Here is a 20,015-nt window from a genome sequence, read left to right as displayed (position 1 = left end):
GGGAAGCGGGCCTTTAAGCGCAGCGGGCCGACCTGTCCAGTGGCTTCCTGCGCGGGAGCGGCCCTCCCCTGGCTTTTCGGGTCAGTTGACCGAGTCCTTCAGGCCCTTGCCGGCCTTGAACTTGGGCTGGTTCGACGCCTTGATCGTCATCGGATCGCCGGTGCGCGGGTTGCGGCCGGTGCTGGCCTTGCGCTTGCTGACCGAGAAGGTACCGAAACCGACCAGGCGGACTTCGTCGCCCTTTTTCAGCGCGACCGAGATCGCGTCAAACACTGCCTCGACGGCCTTGGTGGCGTCGCCCTTGCCCAAGCCCGAGGTGTCAGCAACCTGGCTGATCAGTTCCTGCTTGTTCATGTCCCGGAGGTCCCCCTGTCTGCGATAAGCCGTTAAAACGTAAAGATGACTCACGGCCGAAGCCGGAGGATCCAGTCAGCACGGCCCATCCATATCTGTCAAAACATTTCAGCCGCTTCGGACCTGCCAAGGGCCGATTCGTGACGTCAGCGTGATGAAAACGACCCTCCCCGAAGGCACGGTCGGTGATCGGTCAGTGGCGCTGCGAGGATTCGATTCCCTGCACGCCGGGGGGCGGCTGGGTCGCCAGTTCCTCGGTTTCGGTCCACTCGATCGATTCGAGCGGCGCGGTCAGCGCCAGGCGAAGCACCTCGTCGACATGGGCGACGGGAATGATCTCGAGCCCCTCGCGGATATTCGCCGGGATTTCAGCCAGGTCCTTCTCGTTCTCCTTCGGGATCAGCACCGTCTTGATCCCGCCGCGCAGTGCGGCGAGCAGCTTTTCCTTCAGGCCGCCGATCGGCAGCACCCGGCCGCGCAGCGTGACCTCGCCGGTCATCGCCACGTCCTTGCGCACCGCGACCCCGGTCAGGGTCGAGATGATCGAGGTGACCAGGCCGATACCGGCCGAAGGGCCGTCCTTGGGAACCGCGCCTTCGGGCAAGTGGACGTGGATGTCCTTGCGCGCGAAGATGCTCGGCTTGATGCCGTAGACGGGACTGCGCGCGCGGACGAAGCTGAACGCCGCCTCGACCGATTCCTTCATCACGTCGCCCAGCTTGCCGGTCGTCTTGATCGCGCCCTTGCCGGGCACGGTCACGCTTTCGATCGTCAGCAGTTCGCCGCCCACCTCGGTCCAGGCCAGGCCGGTGACGCCACCGATCTGGTGCTCCTCCTCGCCCAGGCCGTGGCGGTATTTCTGGACCCCGGCGAATTCGGACAGATTGTCGGGCGTGATCGTCACGCTCTGTGCCTTGCCCTCCAGGATGCGGCGCAGCGCCTTGCGCGCCAGCTTGGCGATCTCGCGCTCCAGCGTGCGGACGCCCGCCTCGCGGGTATAATGCTGGATCAGCGACCGCAGGCCCTCGGTGGTGAGCACGAACTCACCGTCCTTCAGCCCGTGCGCCTCGACCTGCTTGGCGACCAGGTGACGCTCGGCGATCTCGACCTTCTCGTCCTCGGTATAGCCCTCCAGGCGGATGATCTCCATCCGGTCGAGCAGCGGCTGGGGCAGGTTCAGCGAGTTGGCCGTGGTGACGAACATCACGTCCGACAGATCGATGTCGATCTCCAGATAATGGTCGTTGAACTTGTTGTTCTGTTCGGGGTCGAGCACCTCGAGCAGCGCCGATGCCGGATCGCCGCGGAAGTCCTGGCCCAGCTTGTCGATCTCGTCGAGCAGGAACAGCGGGTTGGACGTGCCGGTCTTGCGCAGGTTCGTCACGATCTTGCCCGGCAGCGAGCCGATATAGGTGCGCCGGTGGCCGCGAATCTCGGCCTCGTCGCGCACGCCGCCCAGCGACTGGCGGATGAACTCGCGCCCGGTCGCCTTTGCGATCGACTTGCCCAGCGAGGTCTTGCCCACGCCCGGCGGGCCGACGAGGCACAGGATCGGCCCCTTCAGCTTGTTGGTGCGCGCCTGGACCGCGAGATATTCGACGATCCGGTCCTTGACCTTCTCGAGCGCATAATGATCCTCGTCGAGGATCGCCTGCGCCGCGGCGATGTCCTTCTTGACCTTCGACTTCTTGCCCCAGGGCAGGCCCAGCAGCACGTCGAGATAGTTGCGCACCACGGTCGCCTCGGCGCTCATCGGCGCCATGGTCTTGAGCTTCTTGAGCTCGGCGGTCGCCTTGGTGCGCGCTTCCTTCGACAGCTTCAGCGTGGCGATCTTCTGGGTCAGCTCGGCGATCTCGTCGCCTTCGCCGTCCTCGCCCTCATTGCCCAACTCGCGCTGGATCGCCTTGAGCTGCTCGTTGAGATAATATTCGCGCTGGGTCTTCTCCATCTGCCGCTTCACGCGGCTGCGGATCTTCTTCTCGACCTGCAACACGCCCAGTTCGCCTTCCATGAAGGCGAACACCATCTCCAGCCGCTTCTGCGGGTTGGTCTCGATCAGCAGCGACTGCTTGTCGGCGACCTTCACCGCGATGTTGGCGGCGACGGCGTCGGCCAGGCGCGACGCATCCTCCAGCTCGGCGAGCTGGACCGCGGTCTCTGCCGGCAGCTTGCGGTTGAGCTTGGCGTAATTCTCGAACTGGTCGATCACCGAGCGCATCAGCGCCTTCAGCTCGGCGCTCGCCTCCTCAAGGCTCTGGTCGTCCTCGTCGACGGGGGCGATGCTGGCGGTCAGGAAGGCGCCATCCTCGACGAGCGTGTCGAGCCGGCCGCGCTCCTTGCCCGAGACGAGCACGCGAACGGTGCCGTCGGGCAGCTTCAGCAGCTGGAGCACTTCGGCGGTGACGCCGGTGTCGTAGAGATCCTCGCGGCCGGGATCGTCCTCGCTGGGATCGAGCTGGGCGACGAGGAAAATCTCCTTGTCGTCGGCCATCGCGGATTCCAGCGCCGCGACCGACTTGTCGCGGCCGACGAACAGCGGCACGATCATGTGCGGGAAGACGACGATGTCACGCAATGGCAGGACGGGGTAGGATTGCTTCATGGGAACTCCGGTCAAGCCCGAACGGGGCTTCAGTCCACCACTATATGGGGAGTGTGGCCGCGGCATCAATCAGGGTCCTGCACCGATGCGCGTCCCATCCTGCCGCGCGGTTGCGCCGACCGCCATTCCCGCCTGAATTCCTGAGGAGGTTCCTTATTCGCACACCCCTGCTGCTCGCGACCTGCATTGCCGCGATCGCGACCCCCGCCCTGGCCCAGACGCCGGGCAAGCCGGCCATCACCCCGCTGACGATGCGCACGGGCGGCGAGATCGAGCCGGAGCGGATGGCGCTGCGAATCGAGCATGCCGACCTGGCGATCGAGGTGCTGCCGACGGAGAAGGCGCTGAAGGGCGTGGCGACGCTGAGGCTGGCGACCTCGGCGCCGCAGACGCGACTGCTGATCGACCTCGACCGCAACCTGACGGTCAGCGCGATCAGCGTCGACGGTCGCGCGCTGGCGCCCCCGGCCTGGACCAATCCCGAAGGACGGCTGGCGATCACCCTGCCCGCGCCGCTGGCCGCAGGGGCGAGGCCGGTGGTGAAAATCAGCTATGGCGGCATCCCGCATGTCGCGGTGCGCGCGCCGTGGGACGACGGCATCGTGTGGGGCGCGACGCGCGACGGCAAGACCTGGATGAGCACCACGGCGCAGGGCTATGGCTGCGACCTCTACTGGCCGTGCCTCGACTTTCCCCAGGGCGAGCCGGCCGGCGTCGACCTGCACATCACCGTGCCCGCCGGCCTGTCGGCGCCGTCGAACGGCGTGCTGGTGAAGCGCGAGCAACTGGCAGACGGCCGCACGACCTTTCACTGGCGATCGACCAGCATCAATCCCTACCTCGTCTCGCTGAACGTCGCGCCCTACAAGGAGATCAGCGCGACCTATAGCAGCCGCTTCGGCAACCGCTTTCCGATGACCTACTGGTATCTGCCCGGTCGCGAACAGCAGGCCGCCGGCCTGTTCGAGGAATTCCCGCAGATCCTGGATTTCTTCGAGGCGGTAGTCGGTCCCTATCCGTGGAGCGCCGAGAAGATGGGCGTCGTCGAGACGCCCTATCTCGGCATGGAGCACCAGACGATCAACGCGTACGGCAACAACTACGCCAAGGACGCCACCGGGTTCGACTGGCTGCTCCAGCACGAGTTCGCGCACGAATGGTTCGGCAACCAGATGACCGCGGCGCGCTGGGACGATTTCTGGCTCCACGAGGGCTATGCGCAATATATGCAGCCGCTGTACGGCCGCTGGCGCGAGGGCGAGGCCCGCTATGCGGTGATGATGGAGGAATTCCGCCTCCAGATCGCCAATCGCGCGCCGATCGTGTCGGGCGGCAACCCGACGAGCGAGGAAGTCTATGAGGACAAGGGCAGCGGGCCGGGCAGCGACATCTATGTGAAGGGCGCCTGGGTGCTCCATACGCTGCGCAACACGATCGGCGACGATGCCTTCTGGGACGTGACGCGGCGGGTGGTCTATGGCCGCCCCGATCCGAAGCCGGGCAATTTCAAGCCGCGCTTCGCGACCACCGACGAGTTCGTCCAGACGGTCAACACCGTCACCGGCAAGGATTATCGCTGGTTCTTCGACGTCTATCTGCGCCAGGCGGCGCTGCCCGAACTGGTCCAGCAGCGGGACGGCACGCGGCTGACGCTGAGCTGGAAGGCACCGGGCGGCGCGCCCTTCCCGCTGCCGGTCGAGGTTCAGGTGGACGGCAAGGTGCAGCGGGTGCCGATGACCGGCGGCACCGCGACGCTGGACGTGCCGGAACGCGCGCATGTGGTGGTCGATCCGGCATCACGCCTGCTGAAACGCAGCGCGGCGGTGGAGGCCGTGCAGCGGCGGCAACCGTGAACCGCGGGGCAATCGCGCGCGCAGCGGCGATCGTCGCTGCGCTGCTGCTGCCCGCCGGGGCGATGGCGCAGACGCTGGACCTGCACGCGATGTCGGCCGAGATCCGGGCGGGCACCTACAAGCGGATCGAGGCGATCCGGGTGATCCAGCACGGCAGGACCGTCTTTGCCGAGGATTATCGCGGCAACGACGCCGAAAGCCGCATCGACGCGCGATCGGCAGGCAAGTCGATCACCGCGATCGCGGTCGGTATGGCGATCGAGGACGGCAAGATTGCCGGGGTCGACCAGCCGGTCTTCGCCTATTTCAAGGATCGCGAGCCGTTCGCGCATGACGGCCCGCTGAAGCGCGCGATGACGATCCGCGACCTGCTGACCATGTCGTCGGCGCTCGATTGCGACGACTGGACCGATGCCAGTCCGGGCAATGAGGAGCGGATGTACGAGACGCGCGACTGGACCCGCTTCGCGCTCGACATTCCGCTGTTCGCCGGCTTTGCGCGCGATGCGAACGGCCAGGGCCGCTATGCCTATTGCACCGCCGGCGCCTTCCTGCTCGGCCGGATCGTCGAGCGCGCGACGGGCGAGCGGTTCGACGCCTATGTCCAGCGCCGCCTGTTCGATCCGCTGCGGATCACGGGCGCGAACTGGACGCGCTCGCCCTCGGGCGAGGTGCAGACCGGCGGCCAGCTGCGGCTGCGCGCCGATGACTTCGCGGCGATCGGCCAACTGGTGCTGAGCGGCGGCGCGGTCGAAGGGAAGCAGATCGTCTCACGCGACTGGCTGCGCGAGATGCTGCGCGTGCGGGCGCGGGCGACGCCGCTGGACGGCTATGGCTATCTGTGGTGGGTCCGCGATTACCGCGTGCCGGGCGATGCGCGGCCCTGGCCCGGCTTCTACATGTCGGGCAATGGCGGCAACAAGGTGGTGCTGTTCCCCGACCTGGATGCGGTCGTCGTGGTCCTCAGCACGAACTACAACCAGCGCGGCATGCACGAGATGACCACCGCGCCGATCGAACGCCACATCCTGCCCGCGCTGATCGCCGCCAAGGCCCGCTGAACCCGCCCCTTGCGGCATTGCCCGCAAGCGAGGACAATCGCCGCGGGGCTTGGGGGGAACAGGGCCATGGCCGACGATCACCTGTGGAATGCGGACCTGGCGCCGACCAGCGCGGCGCAGCGCAACTGGGCCTGGTATCATTATGTCGCGCTGTGGGTCGGGATGATCGTCGCGGTGCCGGCATGGATGCTGGCGGCCGGGCTGATCGAGCAGGGCATGTCGGCGGCCCAGGCGGCGCTGACCGTGCTGCTGGGCAATGCGATCGTGCTGATCCCGATGCTGCTGGTCGGACATGCGGGCGCGCGATACGGCATTCCCTATGCCGTGCTGATCCGATCCTCGTTCGGCACGATCGGCGCGCGCCTTCCGGCGCTGGCCCGCGCACTGGTGGCGTGCGGCTGGTACGGGATCCAGACCTGGATCGGCGGCGAGGCGCTGCTGACCTTGTTCAGCATCGCGATCGGCGTCGACCTGCGCGGCGCGCCGCTGCCCGTGCTCGGCATCGGCGGCGGACAGCTTGCCGCCTTTCTCGCCTTCTGGACGCTCCAGCTGTTCTTCGTGCGCAAGGGGCTGACCACCATTCGCCGGCTGGAAACCTGGACCGCGCCGTTCAAGCTGCTGGTGTGCGGGGCCTTGGTGTGGTGGGCGATCGACAGCGCCGGCGGCGTCGGGCCGATCTTCACCGCCCCGTCCGCCTTTGCCCCGGGCGGCGCGAAGGCAGGGCAGTTCTGGTCGGTGTTCTGGCCCGCACTGACCGCGATGATCGGCTATTGGGCGACGCTGGCGCTCAACATCCCCGACTTCACCCGCTTCGCGCGCAGCCAGCGCGACCAGATGATCGGCCAGACGATCGGGCTGCCGCCGATGATGGGACTGATCGCGCTGGCCAGCGTCATCACGACCAGCGCGACCGTCGTCATCCATGGCGAGGCGATCTGGGATCCGGTCAAGCTGTCGGGCACCTTCGCGGGACCGGTCGTGCTGCTGGCGCTGGTGGTGATCAGCATCGACACCATCTCGTGCAACATCGCGGCGAACCTGGTGTCGTCCGCCTATGACATCTCGTCGCTGGCGCCGCGGCGAATCTCGTACCGCACCGGGGGAACGATCACCGCCCTGCTGTGCATCGTGATGATGCCGTGGAAGCTGCTCGAGACGTCGGGCGGCTATATCTTCGTGTGGCTTGCCGGTTACAGCGCGCTGCTGGGTCCGATCGCCGGCATCCTGATCGCTGACTATTGGCTGGTCCGCGGCACCCGGCTGGACGTGGACGCGCTGTACCGCGCCGACGGACCCTATGCCTATCGCGGCGGGTGGAACCCCGCGGCGCTGATCGCCTTTGCCGCAGGGGCGCTGCCCAACCTGCCCGGCTTCCTGGCGACCGCCTTTCCGCACCGTTTCGGAGGCATCGGCACTCCCTGGACCGCGATTTACGACTGGGCGTGGTTCATCGGACTGGGAATCGCGCTGATCCTCTATACGCTGATGATGCGCGGGTCGGTGTCGCGCGACTGAAGGAGGGACTGGCCGTCATGACGAGAAGCTGGCTTGCACCATTTGCCCTGGGCCTGGCCCTGATGACGGCGCTGCCCGCCGCAGCGCAGACCGAGGTGAAGGACCCGCCGCCGACCTGGAGCCACCGCGCCGCGAAGGTCGACTTTCCCCAGCGGCTGGGCGCGTTCGAGCGTGGGCGGGTTTTCGAATATAACGAGGACGGCAGCGACGCGAGCGTCGGCTATGATCTGACGCGCGACGGCAAGCTGGCGGCGATCCTCACCATCTATGTCTATCCTGCCAACGAGCTTGGCTGCGACGGCACCTTCACCGACGCGCAGGCCGCCATCACCCGCACCTACAAGGAAGCCAAACTCGGGGCGGAGCGGCGCCTTCCCTCGCCCAACGGCGCGACGCCGGACGCGGCGCGGCAGGTCCGCTACACCTTCCCCCTGGCACTGCGCAGCGAGCAACCCGCGCCGGTAAAGTCGGACCTCTATCTCTATTGCGCGCCGGGCGACCGGTGGCTGGTCAAGTACCGGGCCACGTATCTCGCCGATCTCGACCTTGATACGGAGATCGCGGCGGCACTGCGCGCCATCCAATGGCCCGCACCGCTTCGCTGACCGGATAAGAAAAGGGCGCCGCGTGTCTCCACGCGGCGCCCGTTGATCGGGTGCGAGGCGGCCAGGCTCAGCCCGCCTTGGCTTCCTTGGCATAGACGCGGACCGGGTCCTTGCGGCCCTCGACCACATCCTTGTCGACCATCACCTCGTCGACGCCGTCCATGCCGGGCAGGTCGAACATCGTGTCGAGCAGGATCGCCTCGAGGATCGAGCGCAGGCCGCGCGCGCCGGTCTTGCGTTCGATCGCCTTCTTGGCGACCGCGACCAGCGCGTCGTCGGTGAAGCCCAGGCGGACCGACTCCATGTCGAACAGCTTCTGATATTGTTTCACCAGCGCGTTCTTCGGCTCGGTGAGGATCTTCACCAGCGCCTCGATGTCGAGATCCTCCAGCGTCGCGATCACCGGCAGGCGGCCGACGAACTCGGGGATCAGGCCGAACTTCAGCAGATCCTCCGGCTCGGTCTGGCGCAGCACCTCGCCGGTGCGGCGCTCTTCCGGAGAAGCGACATAGGCACCGAAGCCGATCGACTTGCCCTGCAGGCGATCGCCGATGATCTTCTCGAGACCGGAGAAGGCGCCGCCGCAGATGAACAGGATGTTCGTCGTGTCGACCTGCAGGAATTCCTGCTGCGGATGCTTGCGGCCGCCCTGCGGCGGAACGCTGGCGGTGGTGCCTTCCATCAGCTTGAGCAGCGCCTGCTGAACGCCCTCGCCCGACACGTCACGCGTGATCGACGGATTCTCGGCCTTGCGGCTGATCTTGTCGATCTCGTCGATATAGACGATGCCGCGCTGCGCCCGCTCGACATTATAGTCGGAGGCCTGGAGCAGCTTGAGAATGATGTTCTCGACATCCTCGCCGACATAGCCCGCCTCGGTCAGCGTGGTCGCATCGGCCATGGTGAACGGCACGTCGAGGATTCGCGCCAGCGTCTGCGCCAGCAGCGTCTTGCCGCAGCCGGTCGGCCCGACGAGCAGGATGTTCGACTTGGCAAGCTCGACATCGGCACCCTTGGCGCCGTGGTTCAGCCGCTTGTAGTGATTGTGCACCGCGACCGACAGGACGCGCTTCGCCTGCTTCTGGCCGATGACATAGTCGTCCAGCACGTCGCAGATCTCCTGCGGCGTGGGCACGCCCCCGTCCTTCTTCGACACCAGTGCGGACTTGGTCTCTTCGCGGATGATGTCGTTGCACAGCTCGACACACTCGTCGCAGATGAAGACCGTCGGGCCGGCGATGAGCTTGCGGACTTCGTGCTGCGACTTTCCGCAGAACGAGCAATAGAGCGTGCTCTTCGAATCGCCGCCACTCAGCTTCGTCATAGATATTCCTTACGCGCTCCCGCAGGAGCCATTTGGTACGCTGTCACCGCGATTTCCGCGCGAGACGTGCTGCCGATACTGCGGCAACCGTGACAAGACGCCTAATATGCCCATGCGGCGAGCCGAAACAAGGGCAAGGATTCGGCGCTGCACAAGCCGGTCACGATCGAGCGGGCGCAGGATAGCGCGGCCCCCGCCCGCCGGGCAGGGGCCGGTTGCGCAACGATCAGGCCGCCGGCGTGTCCTCGGACGGGCTCGGGCGCTTCTCGTAGACTTCGTCGATCAGGCCGAATTCCTTGGCCTCGTTCGCCTCGAGGAAGGTGTCGCGGTCCATCGCACGCTCGATCCGCTCCAGCGGCTGGCCGGTATATTTGGCGTAGAGGCTGTTCATCCGCTGACGAATGCGCAGGATTTCCTTCGCCTGGATCTCGATGTCCGACGCCATGCCCTGGGCGCCGCCCGACGGCTGGTGGATCATGATGCGGGCGTTGGTCAGCGCGACGCGCAGGCCCGGCTCGCCGGCTGCCAGCAGGAAGCTGCCCATCGAGGCGGCCTGGCCGATGCAGACCGTGCCGACGCGCGGACGGATATACTGCATGGTGTCGTGGATCGCCATGCCGGCGGTCACCACGCCACCCGGCGAGTTGATGTACATCCAGATGTCCTTTTTCGGATTTTCCGATTCGAGGAACAGCAGCTGGGCGGTGATCAGCGAGGCCATATGGTCCTCGACCGGACCGGTCACGAAGACGATGCGCTCGCGAAGCAGGCGCGAATAGATGTCGAAGCTGCGCTCGCCGCGGCTCGACTGTTCGATGACGATGGGAACCAGTCCGCCGGTGACGGGATCGATGGTCATCTGACCGGAAAGCGGATGCATGGGAAAATTTCTCGTTTGTCGTTCTTGCCCGCCGACTACATCGGCGCTCGACTGCCGGGGCGCAAGGGGGCACGGACTACGGGATGAGCGGCGACACGGTCCATCGCGACGCAGATGAAACGAACCGTGCCGGCGCCGGGACTGCGGCGGCACGCTGGCGGCGGCGCGGACTGGTGCTCGCGGTGCTGGTCGCCTGCCTCGCCCTGTTCTTCCGCGGACCGGTGCTGAGCGGCTTCACCCGCTTCCATGGCGACAGCTATGACGGGCTGATCGAGATCGCGATCCTCGAACACTGGCATGCCGTGATCGCGAAGGGCGCGACCTGGAACCTGACCGGCTGGTTCTACCCCTATGCCGACACGCTCGGCTATAACGATACCAACATCGTCCCCGGCCTGTTCTATGCCGTCGCGCGGATGGCGGGCAGCGATCCGTTCATCGCCACCCTGCTTGCCCATGTCGCGATGAAGACGATCGGTTTCCTCGGCATGGCCGCGCTGCTGCGCCGCGGCCTCGGCATCGCGCTGCCCTTCGCGCTGCTGGGCGCGGCGCTGTTCGCGACCGCGAATGCGTCCCTGCTCCACATCTACCATGCGCAGTTGCTCGCGGTCGGGCTCATCCCGTGGCTGATGCTGCTGGCGATCCAGGGGGTGCGGGCCGGGCTCGAGGATCGCCGCCGGGCGCTAATCGCAAACGGCGCCGGGTTCGGAGTGCTGTTCGGGCTGACCGCGCTCAACGCCTTCTACCAGATCTGGTTCTTCTCGCTGTTCCTGCTCGCCTTCGTGCCGATCGCGCTGATCGTCGCAGGTCCGGTGTGGCGCAGGCGCCTGTGGAGCGCCGCCCGTCGACACTGGCCGATCCTGGCGGCGATCGCCGCAGTCGCTGCACTGGCGCTGATCCCGTTCCTGATGGTCTATCTGCCCAAGCTGGCCGAAGGCGCCCGCCACCCCTTCGCCCAGGCGGTGCGTCCCCATCTGCCGACGCTGTCGACCTATGTGAATGTCGGCCAGGGCAATCTCGTCTGGGGCAGGCTGCTCGGCCCGATGAGCGGCGGCGAGCAGCGTTTCGGCTTCCCGATCGGACTGCTGGTGCTGACGATCGTCGCGGGGGCGTGGGCAATCCGCCACCGTCGCGAAGCCAGGCTGATGCTGGCGGCCGCCATGGCGCTGATCCTGCTGGTGCTGATGGTGACACGGTGGACCGGCAACGCGATCCTGTGGGAATATCTCTATCCGGTGATCCCCGGCGCCAGCGGCGTGCGGGTGATCTCGCGCATCCTGCTGTTCATGCTGATCCCGATGATCGCGATGGCGATGCTGTTCCTCCAGCGCTGGCGCGCCGGCCCGGTGACGATCACGCTGCTCTGCGCCTTCCTTCTGGCCGAGCAGGTGCAGCTCCAGGCGCCGCTGATGATCGACCGCGCCGAACAGCTGGAGATGCTCGCCAGCGCCGGACCGCCTCCGGCCGAGTGCGACAGCTTCTTCGTCGTGCTGGCGCGCCAGCCCTTCACCGCGCAGGAGCCCGAGGCCGAGCAGGTGGTGCGGATGTGGGGCTATAGCGACGGGCGCGACCTGATGCTGCGCTATCGCCACAATGTCGATGCGATGCTGCTGGCCGCCTATTACGACCGCCCGACGATCATCGGCTTCTCCACCTTCAACCCGCGCGACTGGGCGTTTTACGGCCCCGATTTTTCCGATTATCCGCACCGGATCCGGACCTATGTGGCAGCACATGGTCTGACCCGCGTCTGCGGCCTCGACCGGCGCGAGCCCCGGCCCTGGTTTCCGCTCGCCCCATAACTGCGGCGCGACCTTGTAGCGGGGCACCGTGGGTCACATGTTGCGACGATGAGCACCATCCTGGTCACCGGGGGGTCGGGCTTCGTCGCCGGCCACGTCATCCTCCAGCTGCTTGCCGCGGGTCACGACGTCCGCACCACCGTCCGCAACCTGGCGCGGGAGCCCGAGGTCCGGGCGACGCTGGAACGGCATGGGGCGGATACCACCCGCCTCCGCTTCTTCGCCGCCGACCTGGAGCGCGATGACGGCTGGGCCGAGGCTGTTTCCGGATGCGACCATGTCCACCATGTCGCCTCGCCCTTCCCGCTGACCCAGCCCAAGGAGGAGCAGGACGTGATCCGGCCTGCCGTGGAGGGCACGCTCCGAGCGCTGCGGGCCGCCCGCGACGCGGGGGTGAAGCGGGTGGTCCTCACCTCGTCCTTCGCCGCCATCGGCTATGGCCATGGTCGCCGCGAGACGCCCTATACCGAGCAGGACTGGACCGATGTCGAGGGTCCCGCCGTCCAGCCCTATATGAAATCGAAGACGCTGGCGGAGCGTGCCGCCTGGGCATTTGTCGCGAAGGAAGGCGGCGCGATGGAGCTGGCGACGGTCAACCCCGTCGGCATCTTCGGCCCCGCCCTCAACGGCGACCTGTCGACCTCGATCGAGCTGGTGCGCCAGATGATGGCCGGGAAATTGCCGGGCACCGCCGACCTGTGGTTCGGCGTGGTCGATGTTCGCGACGTGGCAGCGCTGCACCTGCTGGCGATGACCTCGCCCGAGGCCGCTGGCGAACGGTTCCTGGCGATTGCGGGCGATTCGGTCTCGCTTCACCAGATGGCCGAGATTCTCCACCGCGGCGCCGGCACGAAACTGCCGCCGCGGCTGCCCAGCTGGATCGTGCGTCTGGTCGGGCTGGTCAATCCGATGGCACGCGATGCGGTGCCGCGTCTGGGCATTCGCGCGCGGGCAAGCAATGACAAGGCACGCGCGCTGGGCTGGTCGCCGCGAACCAACGAGGAGGCGATCCTGGCCACGGCGGAGAGCCTGAAGGCGCTGGCTCTGGTCGAACCAAAGCGCGGCTGAGTCAGTCGCGGAGCGGCCCGGGCTGCGCCAGATAGGCCAGCCGCCGCATCTCCCGCCGACCATGAACCACCGTGTCGAGGATCAACCCGGCGAACAGGTTGAGCGACGCCAGGATCATCAGCCCGGTCGCCAGGATCGCGGTCGGGAAGCGCGGCACCAGCCCGGTATGAGCGTAGGTGACGGCCAGCGGGATCGCGAGGACGATCGCCAGCAGCGCCAGCAGGCCGGCGATCGCGCCGAAGAACAGCATCGGCCGCTCGATCCGGTACAGGGTCAGGATCACCCCCAGGATACGAAGACCGTCGCGATAGGTGTTGAGCTTCGACTCGGACCCTTCGGGGCGCGCCAGATAGACGGTCTCGATCTCGCCCACCGGCATCTTCAGTTCCAGCGCATGGATGCTGATCGCGGTCTCGATCTCGAACCCCGAGGACAAGACCGGGAAGCTCTTCACGAAGCGGCGCGAGAAGACGCGGTAGCCCGAGAAAATATCGGTGAAGCTGCGCCCGAACAGGCTGGCGAGGAACCCGGTCATCACCCGGTTGCCCAGCACATGACCGCGACGATAGGCCTCGACCGCCTCATGAACCCGGGTGCCGACAACCATGTCGAGCCCCTCGTCGAGCAGCTTTGCGACCATCGCCGGCGCGGCTTCGGCATCATAGGTCGCGTCGCCGTCCGCCATCACATAGACATCGGCATCGATGTCGGCGAACATCCGCCGCACGACGCTGCCCTTGCCCTGCATCCGCTCGGTCCGCACCACCGCGCCGGCGGCACGCGCGACCTCCACGGTGCGGTCGCGGCTGTTATTGTCATAGACGTAGACGACCGCGCCCGGCAGCGCGGCCCGAAACCCCGCCACGGTCTGCGCGATGGCAGCCTCTTCGTTGTAACAGGGCAGGATGACGGCAATCTTCTGGCTCATGGGCACGCCATAGGGCCGAAACGATTTCGATTCGATGATTTTTGGCACAGGCGCCAGAGGCCTCCGCAAGGCCGCCGGACCGCCTTTGACGCCGCAAGCTCGCGGCACCATGATGCCGGCACAAAACGGGGGGTGAAAATTGAAGTTCAGGGATCTTCGAGTCCTGACCACTCTGGTCACGACGCTGGTCGCAATTCATGCGCTTAACAGGCCGATCACCCTGGGGTGGGTAATCCTGTCTCCCGAGACTTTCTCAGAATATATCATGCGGAATAGCGACGCATATGAAGGCGCATTTTTCACATTATTTGTTCTGACGATTATCGCTTTCGCGTGGTGGATCTATGTTGCCGGCGCAAATCTGGAAGCACTGGGACACGCGGATCTGGAGTTCACGGCAGAATCGAGGGTCTGGTGGTTTGCGGTCCCGTTCGCCAATCTCGTCATGCCTTATCGCGGCATGCGCGAGCTATGGACGGTCAGCCACGGTGACGCCGAGCATCCGGACACCGGCCTTGTTGCCTTATGGTGGGCATTGTGGCTGGCCAACGGGGTCGCAGGTTGGATTTTCGTTCGAAGTGACGAGCAAGTGATGACGATGTTATGGGTGGTGGCCGTTCTGGCGCTTGCCCTCGCGACAGTAGCGATCGCCATCCTCCGCGGGATCACCAAAGCGCAGAACCGAATGATTGCGGAAGAACTGCACGAAGTGTTCGAGTGAGCCGTTTCTAAAAGTCGTCCGCATGTGGATGCCCGGCCCTCGACAAGCTAAGGGCGAACGATGGAATTAATCGGTGGGCCGTGACGCCGCTGAGATCGTGACAGAACGTCTCCCCCGTCCGGCCTGAGCCTGTCGAAGGCCTGCTCCCCTTTGGCGCCGCCCTGGGAATGTGCCCCTCGACAGGATCAAGGCGAGCAGAGTCAGGCGCGCGCGTGACTCCGGTACGCGGGCCCTTCCCGATCGCCGTTCTGCTCCCCCAAAACGAAACCGGCGCCCGCGACCTGGGTCGCGAGCGCCGGTATTTCGTCGGTGAGAAGGATCAGGCCTTCTTCTTCGCCGGCGCCTTCTTGGCAGGCTTGGCCTCGCCTTCGGCGGCCTCCGCCTTGGCGGCGGGTGCCTTCTTGGTGGCTGCCTTCTTTACCGGCTCGGCCTCGACCAGCGCGTCGGCGTCGGCGGGCGTCTCGGGAGCGACGTCCTTCTTCGACGGCGCCTTCTTGGTCGCTGCCTTCTTCACCGGCTCCTCGGCAACAGCCGCGTCGGCGACGACTTCCGCCTCGGGAGCGGCATCGGCCTTCTTGGCGGCGGCCTTCTTCTTGGCCGGCTTCGCCTCTTCATGGTCGTGGCCGTGGTCATGACCGCAATCCGGACCATGGACGTGCGGGATCGCGCCTTCCTCGGACTCGATCGCCGCTTCCAGCTCTTCGCGGGTCACTTCACGGTCGGTGATCTCGGCCTTGTCGAACAGAAAGTCGACGACCTTGTCCTCGAACAGCGGCGCGCGCAGCTGGGCGGCGGCCATCGGCTCCTGGCGGATATACTGGATGAAGCGCTCGCGATCCGATGCGTTGTACTGCTGTGCCGCCTGCGACACGAGCATGTTCATTTCCTGCTGGCTGACCTCGACGCCGTTGGCGGTGCCGATCTCGGACAGGAGCAGGCCCAGGCGCACGCGACGCTCGGCAATGGCGCGATAATCGTCGCGCTCGGCTTCCAGCTCGGCCTTGGCGGCCTCGGCATCGTCCTCATGCTCGGCTTCGTGCTGCAGCTGGGCCCAGATCTGCTCGAACTCGGCCTCGACCATCGACGGCGGGACCGGGAAGTCATGGCCGGCAGCGAGCTGGTCGAGCAGCTTGCGCTTCATATAGGTGCGGGTCAGGCCGTTATTCTGCTGTTCCAGCTGGCCCTTGAGCAGGCCGGTCAGCTGCGCGAGATCCTGAAGGCCCAGCGACTTTGCGAAGTCGTCGTCGATCTTCGTCTCGCCGGCGGTCTTCACCGCGGTGATCTTCAGGTCGAAAGTGGCGGGCTGGCCGGCCAGTTCCTTGGCGCCGTAATCCTCCGGGAAGGTCACGTTGATCTGCTTCTCGTCGCCAACCTTGACGCCGACGATCTGGTCCTCGAAGCCCGGGATCAGGCGGCCCGAGCCGATCTCGACCGCCATGCCCTCGCCGGTGCCACCCTCGAAGGCGACGCCGTCGGCAGTCTTGCCGACGAAGTCCATCGTGACCTGGTCGCCCTCGGCCGCAGCATGATCCTCGGCTGCGTCTTCCCATGCCTTTTGCTGGCCGGCGAGCTGGGTCAGCTGCTCCTCGACCGCCGAATCGGCGACGGGAACGGTCAGGCGCTCGAGCTTCAGCCCATCGATCGCCGGCATCGGCACGTCGGGGAGCACTTCCAGCTCGACCTTGACCGTGGCGTCCTTGCCCGCCTCATAACCGTCCTCGAGGCTGACCGACGGCGCCATCGCCGGGCGCAGCTTGTTCTCGGCGACCAGCGACTGGACGCCGTCCTGGATCGCGGTGTTCAGGGCGTCAGCGGCAATCGCCTCGCCGTGCATCTTGCGGACCAGGTTCGCGGGAACCTTGCCGGGGCGGAAACCGGGCATGCGCACCTGCGGCGCAACGCGCTTCACTTCGGCATCGACCTTGGAGTCGATATCCTTGGCGGTGATCGTGAGCGTATATGCGCGCTTCAGGCCTTCGTTCAACGTCTCGACAGTCTGCATTTCACGGCTTTCAAAATGAATTCGGAATCGCGGCGTCCGGACGCTGCAAGGATCGGCGGTGCTGGTGCGGGCGAAGGGAGTCGAACCCCCACATCTTGCGATACTGGAACCTAAATCCAGCGCGTCTACCAGTTCCGCCACGCCCGCAGGGGCACCGCCGGTCGGCGGGCTCTATAGCAGTCGAGGGTGCGAGGGCAAGGGCGAGGTTTCGCAACCTTGCAGTCCTTTGGCCCGGCGAATGTGAACCTGCCCGGATGCCCGGCGTTGTGCCAGCGAACCAAGGAGAGTTTCCATGCCCGTCGAACCCCCGATCCCGCCCGCCGTTCCCGAGCCCGAGGCGCCGCCGACGCCGCAGCCGGGACAGCCCGAGACGCTGCCGCCGGAAATCACCCCGCCGGCACCCGATATCGACGTCCCCGCCCCGCAGCCGGGAACCGCGCCGGCACCCACGCCGATCCAGCCGATCGGGTAAGGCGAATCCGGACCGAAGGAGAGAGACATGGGCGATACGAACCGCGATACCGAACTGGACCGCAAGGACGATCCGCGCACCGACCTCGAACAGGTGGTGGGATCCCGGTCCGACGCCGCCGAGGCAGTCGATGGCGGCCCGTCCTCCTCGCCGCTCGAACCGACGGGCACCCCCGACGGGGTGAGCGGCACCGCCGGCGAGGTCAAGAACCAGGACCAGACCGCGCAGTAGCCGAACGGTCAGTCGAGGCGGGGCGTGCGCCCGGTCAACACCGGCAGGACCACGCCCGCCTCGACCTCGACCATCACCGATTCGACACCAAAGCCCTGGCGCAGGGTTTCCGGCGTCAGTGCCTCTTCCCGCGGGCCCGAGGCGACCACCCGCCCTTCCCTCAGGATCACGATGTCGTCGGCGATCCGCGCCGCCTGGGCGAGGTCGTGGAGAACGATCACCACGCCCATTCCCGTTGCGGCCAGCCCGCGCAACTGATCGAGCATGCCGAACTGATGCGCCGGATCGAGCGCCGCCAGCGGTTCGTCCGCCAGCAGCCAGCGCGGCGCGCCCGCCATCACCCGGGCCAGCAGCACGCGGGCGCGCTCGCCCCCCGACACGTCCTGCACGCGGCGATCCGACAGGTGCATCGCATCCGTCGCCGCAAGCGCCGCTGAAATCTCCGCCTGGTCCTCCGGCCCGGGCCCCGCAAAGGGCGCGCGGTGCGGCAGGCGCCCGAGCGCGACCAGATCGCGCACGTTCAGGTTCCAGTGCGCGGTTCCGTCCTGCGGCAGATAGCCGATCAGCCGGGCGCGCTCGCGGACCGGCACGCGGGCGATGATCCGTTCGCCAAGCCGGACCTGGCCGCCGTCGATCTCGATCAGCCCCGCCATGCTCTTGACCAGGGTCGTCTTGCCCGACCCGTTGGGGCCCAGCACCGCGGTGATCCGCCCCGGCGCGAAATCCGCGCCGACCCCGTGCAGCACGCGCCGCCCGCCCAGCGTGACGTCCAGATCGCGGACGCTCAGTTCCATGCCGATCCCCGCAGCCTGAGGAGCAGCACGAAGAAGAAGGGCGTGCCCAGCAGGGCCATGGCGACGCCCAGCCGCACCTCGCCCGCGCCGGGCACCAGCCGCACCAGGCTGTCGGCGGCGAGGACCAGCGCCGCGCCGCCCAGCGCGCTGGGCAGCAGCAATGCGCTGGGTCGCGCACCGACCAGCGGGCGCAGCAGATGCGGGACGATCAGCCCGACGAATCCGACCACGCCGGTCACCGCGACGCTGGCACCGACCGCCAGGCCCGAGCCGAGGATGATGAGCGCCTGGACCCGGGCGATCCGCACGCCCAGCGACCGGGCGGCGGCCTCCCCCAGCGTCAGCGCATCGAGCGACCGGCCGGTGAGGAACAGCAGCAGCGCGCCGATCGCGATGAACGGTAGGGCGAACTGGACCTCGGTAAAATTGCGGTCGGTCAGCGACCCCATGATCCAGTCGATGATTTCCGCCACGGCATAGGGATTGGGCGCGATCGAGATCAGGAACGCGGTCAGCGCCGCGGCGAGACTCGCGAGCACGCTGCCCGCCAGGATGAACGCGACCGCGCTGTCCGCCCGCCAGGCAAGCCCGGCCAGCAGCAGCATCGAGGCGCATGCCGCGATCATCGCCCCGGCAAAGATCGCCAGCGGCGCCATGGTCGAGAAGACGACGATCACCGTCACCGCCCCCAGAGCCGCGCTGGACGAGATTCCGATGACCGAGGGATCGGCAAGCGGATTGCGCAGGAATCCCTGCAGCACCGCACCGGTCAGGCCGAGCGCGGCGCCGATCGCCAGCCCGAGGATCGCTCGCGGCAGGCGCAGCTCGGCAACGATCCACCAGCGCGGATCGTTCGAGAACCAGGCATCGAACGGCACCCAGACCTTTCCCGCGGCAAGCGAGGCCGCGAACAGCAGCATCACCAGCAGCGCCAGTGCGAGCGACAGCGACACCCGGCTCATCGAACGCTCCGCCGGACCTCGGCCAGGCGGCGCATGGCGTTGACGATGACCGGCCCGCCGCAATTGACCAGTTCGCGCGGCAGATGCGCCTGGGTCACCTGCACACCGGAAGCGGCGATGGCGCGGGCGCGCATCTCCGCGGCGCGCGACCCGGCGGCACGGCCGGGCGGATCGGGAACAAGCATGACGCGGGGCGGATCGATCACGACGCGTTCGATGGGCAGGGTGCCGGTGAACTGCAAGCCGTAATGCGCGGCATGGTTCGAGAAGCCTGCGCGCGCCATCATGTCGTCGAGCAGCGTGCCACCGCCATTGGCCAGGTTGCCGCTGATCCACAGCAGCGCCGGCACCTTGGGACCGGTCCAGGCAGCATCGGCGACGGCGCGATCGATCCGCGCGTTCATCGCCCTGCCCGCACCGTCGCGTCCAACCGCGGCGGCCAGCAGGACGACGTCGCGCTTGCTCTGATCGATCGTCGTCGGCCAGTCGAGATAGACGGTGCGGATTCCCGCCCGGGCATAGGCGCTGCGCGCCGCGGGCGAGGCGAAGGCGTCCGCCACCACCAGGTCCGGCTTCAGCGCGATGACTTCCTCGACCGTCCCGCCAAGTGCGCGAAAGCGGCGCGCCACGTCCGGCGCGATCGAAGAGGATTGGGGATCGTGCGAATAATGGCTGATCGCCGCGATGCGATCGGGCGCCAGATCGACGAGAATGGCGTCGGCGCAGGGATTGGTCGATACGATCCCACCGCCACCCGTCGAAGGCGGAGCGGCGCATCCGGCCGAAGCCAGACATATCAGGGCGACAAGAGGCGTTGAAACGGACGGCATCGGCACGCCGC

General features: G+C 67.0%; 18 protein-coding genes and 1 tRNA gene. 9 read left to right on the top strand and 10 right to left on the bottom strand.

The window, feature by feature from the left end; all coding sequences use genetic code 11:
- Positions 1–81 precede the first annotated feature (81 nt).
- Positions 82–354: an HU family DNA-binding protein gene (locus TPR58_RS17790; RefSeq protein ID WP_110149345.1), complete on the bottom strand. Its 273-nt coding sequence runs from the start codon at positions 352–354 to the stop codon at positions 82–84.
- 193 nt (positions 355–547) lie between these two features.
- Positions 548–2,956, bottom strand: coding sequence for an endopeptidase La (gene lon, locus TPR58_RS17785; RefSeq protein ID WP_346248080.1), 2,409 nt, complete (start codon positions 2,954–2,956; stop codon positions 548–550).
- A gap of 284 nt (positions 2,957–3,240) precedes the next feature.
- Between lon and TPR58_RS17780 the strand changes: the two genes are divergently transcribed.
- From TPR58_RS17780 to TPR58_RS17765, 4 genes are all read left to right on the top strand, one after another.
- Positions 3,241–4,809 carry a M1 family metallopeptidase gene (locus tag TPR58_RS17780; protein WP_428835735.1) on the top strand — a complete coding sequence of 523 codons (1,569 nt, stop codon included), beginning with the start codon at positions 3,241–3,243 and terminating at the stop codon, positions 4,807–4,809.
- Positions 4,806–5,870, top strand: coding sequence for a serine hydrolase domain-containing protein (locus TPR58_RS17775; protein ID WP_346248079.1), 1,065 nt, complete (start codon positions 4,806–4,808; stop codon positions 5,868–5,870). Before TPR58_RS17780 ends, TPR58_RS17775 begins: the two co-directional genes overlap by 4 nt.
- 66 nt (positions 5,871–5,936) lie before the next feature.
- The gene (locus TPR58_RS17770; protein ID WP_346248078.1) at positions 5,937–7,385 is read left to right on the top strand and encodes an NCS1 family nucleobase:cation symporter-1; all 1,449 of its coding nucleotides are present in this window, start codon (positions 5,937–5,939) and stop codon (positions 7,383–7,385) included.
- Positions 7,386–7,402: 17 nt separating this feature from the next.
- Positions 7,403–7,990, top strand: a complete 588-nt coding sequence (locus tag TPR58_RS17765) for a hypothetical protein (RefSeq protein WP_346248077.1) — start codon at positions 7,403–7,405, stop codon at positions 7,988–7,990.
- A 67-nt stretch (positions 7,991–8,057) separates the two neighbouring features.
- On the opposite strand, the gene clpX is transcribed toward TPR58_RS17765, so the two are convergent.
- Both clpX and clpP read right to left on the bottom strand, forming a co-directional pair.
- Complete coding sequence (clpX, locus tag TPR58_RS17760) at positions 8,058–9,314, bottom strand: ATP-dependent Clp protease ATP-binding subunit ClpX (protein ID WP_346248076.1); 1,257 nt, start codon at positions 9,312–9,314, stop codon at positions 8,058–8,060.
- 226 nt (positions 9,315–9,540) lie between these two features.
- Positions 9,541–10,194: an ATP-dependent Clp endopeptidase proteolytic subunit ClpP gene (clpP, locus tag TPR58_RS17755; protein WP_346248075.1), complete on the bottom strand. Its 654-nt coding sequence runs from the start codon at positions 10,192–10,194 to the stop codon at positions 9,541–9,543.
- Between the two features lie 83 nt (positions 10,195–10,277).
- On the opposite strand from clpP, the gene TPR58_RS17750 reads away from it, so the two are divergent.
- Together TPR58_RS17750 and TPR58_RS17745 are read left to right on the top strand one after the other, a co-directional pair.
- Positions 10,278–11,996: a hypothetical protein gene (locus TPR58_RS17750; protein WP_346248074.1), complete on the top strand. Its 1,719-nt coding sequence runs from the start codon at positions 10,278–10,280 to the stop codon at positions 11,994–11,996.
- Between the two features lie 48 nt (positions 11,997–12,044).
- A complete protein-coding gene (locus TPR58_RS17745; protein WP_346248073.1) occupies positions 12,045–13,064 on the top strand; it encodes an SDR family oxidoreductase in 1,020 nt (339 codons plus the stop codon).
- Between the two features lies 1 nt (position 13,065).
- Here TPR58_RS17745 and TPR58_RS17740 read toward each other — a convergent pair whose 3' ends face one another.
- Positions 13,066–13,992: a glycosyltransferase family 2 protein gene (locus TPR58_RS17740; RefSeq protein ID WP_346248072.1), complete on the bottom strand. Its 927-nt coding sequence runs from the start codon at positions 13,990–13,992 to the stop codon at positions 13,066–13,068.
- A gap of 139 nt (positions 13,993–14,131) precedes the next feature.
- Here TPR58_RS17740 and TPR58_RS17735 point away from each other — a divergent pair, with 139 nt between their 5' ends.
- Complete coding sequence (locus tag TPR58_RS17735) at positions 14,132–14,713, top strand: DUF4328 domain-containing protein (protein ID WP_346248071.1); 582 nt, start codon at positions 14,132–14,134, stop codon at positions 14,711–14,713.
- Between the two features lie 319 nt (positions 14,714–15,032).
- Here the strand turns inward: TPR58_RS17735 and tig are convergent, their stop codons facing one another.
- Both tig and TPR58_RS17725 read right to left on the bottom strand, forming a co-directional pair.
- Positions 15,033–16,715 carry a trigger factor gene (tig, locus tag TPR58_RS17730; protein ID WP_346248070.1) on the bottom strand — a complete coding sequence of 561 codons (1,683 nt, stop codon included), beginning with the start codon at positions 16,713–16,715 and terminating at the stop codon, positions 15,033–15,035.
- A 62-nt stretch (positions 16,716–16,777) separates the two neighbouring features.
- Positions 16,778–16,862 (bottom strand) — tRNA-Leu (locus tag TPR58_RS17725).
- Positions 16,863–17,007: 145 nt separating this feature from the next.
- Here TPR58_RS17725 and TPR58_RS17720 point away from each other — a divergent pair.
- Positions 17,008–17,187 (top strand): hypothetical protein, encoded by a 180-nt coding sequence (locus tag TPR58_RS17720; RefSeq protein ID WP_346248069.1) that lies wholly within the window; start codon positions 17,008–17,010, stop codon positions 17,185–17,187.
- A gap of 27 nt (positions 17,188–17,214) precedes the next feature.
- Positions 17,215–17,418, top strand: coding sequence for a hypothetical protein (locus tag TPR58_RS17715; protein WP_346248068.1), 204 nt, complete (start codon positions 17,215–17,217; stop codon positions 17,416–17,418).
- Between the two features lie 8 nt (positions 17,419–17,426).
- Here TPR58_RS17715 and TPR58_RS17710 read toward each other — a convergent pair whose 3' ends face one another.
- The 3 genes from TPR58_RS17710 to TPR58_RS17700 are packed head-to-tail and all read right to left on the bottom strand — an operon-like array spanning position 17,427 to position 20,004.
- Positions 17,427–18,212 carry an ABC transporter ATP-binding protein gene (locus tag TPR58_RS17710; RefSeq protein ID WP_346248067.1) on the bottom strand — a complete coding sequence of 262 codons (786 nt, stop codon included), beginning with the start codon at positions 18,210–18,212 and terminating at the stop codon, positions 17,427–17,429.
- Complete coding sequence (locus TPR58_RS17705) at positions 18,203–19,174, bottom strand: FecCD family ABC transporter permease (RefSeq protein ID WP_346248066.1); 972 nt, start codon at positions 19,172–19,174, stop codon at positions 18,203–18,205. Before TPR58_RS17705 ends, TPR58_RS17710 begins: the two co-directional genes overlap by 10 nt.
- Positions 19,171–20,004 carry an ABC transporter substrate-binding protein gene (locus tag TPR58_RS17700; protein WP_346248065.1) on the bottom strand — a complete coding sequence of 278 codons (834 nt, stop codon included), beginning with the start codon at positions 20,002–20,004 and terminating at the stop codon, positions 19,171–19,173. Before TPR58_RS17700 ends, TPR58_RS17705 begins: the two co-directional genes overlap by 4 nt.
- Positions 20,005–20,015 lie beyond the last annotated feature (11 nt).

Source organism: Sphingomonas rustica (assembly GCF_039652585.1).
GTDB lineage: Bacteria > Pseudomonadota > Alphaproteobacteria > Sphingomonadales > Sphingomonadaceae > Sphingomonas > Sphingomonas rustica.
The sequence above is the reverse complement of the archived record's forward strand: the minus strand, read 5'-3'. Positions and strand labels throughout refer to the sequence as shown.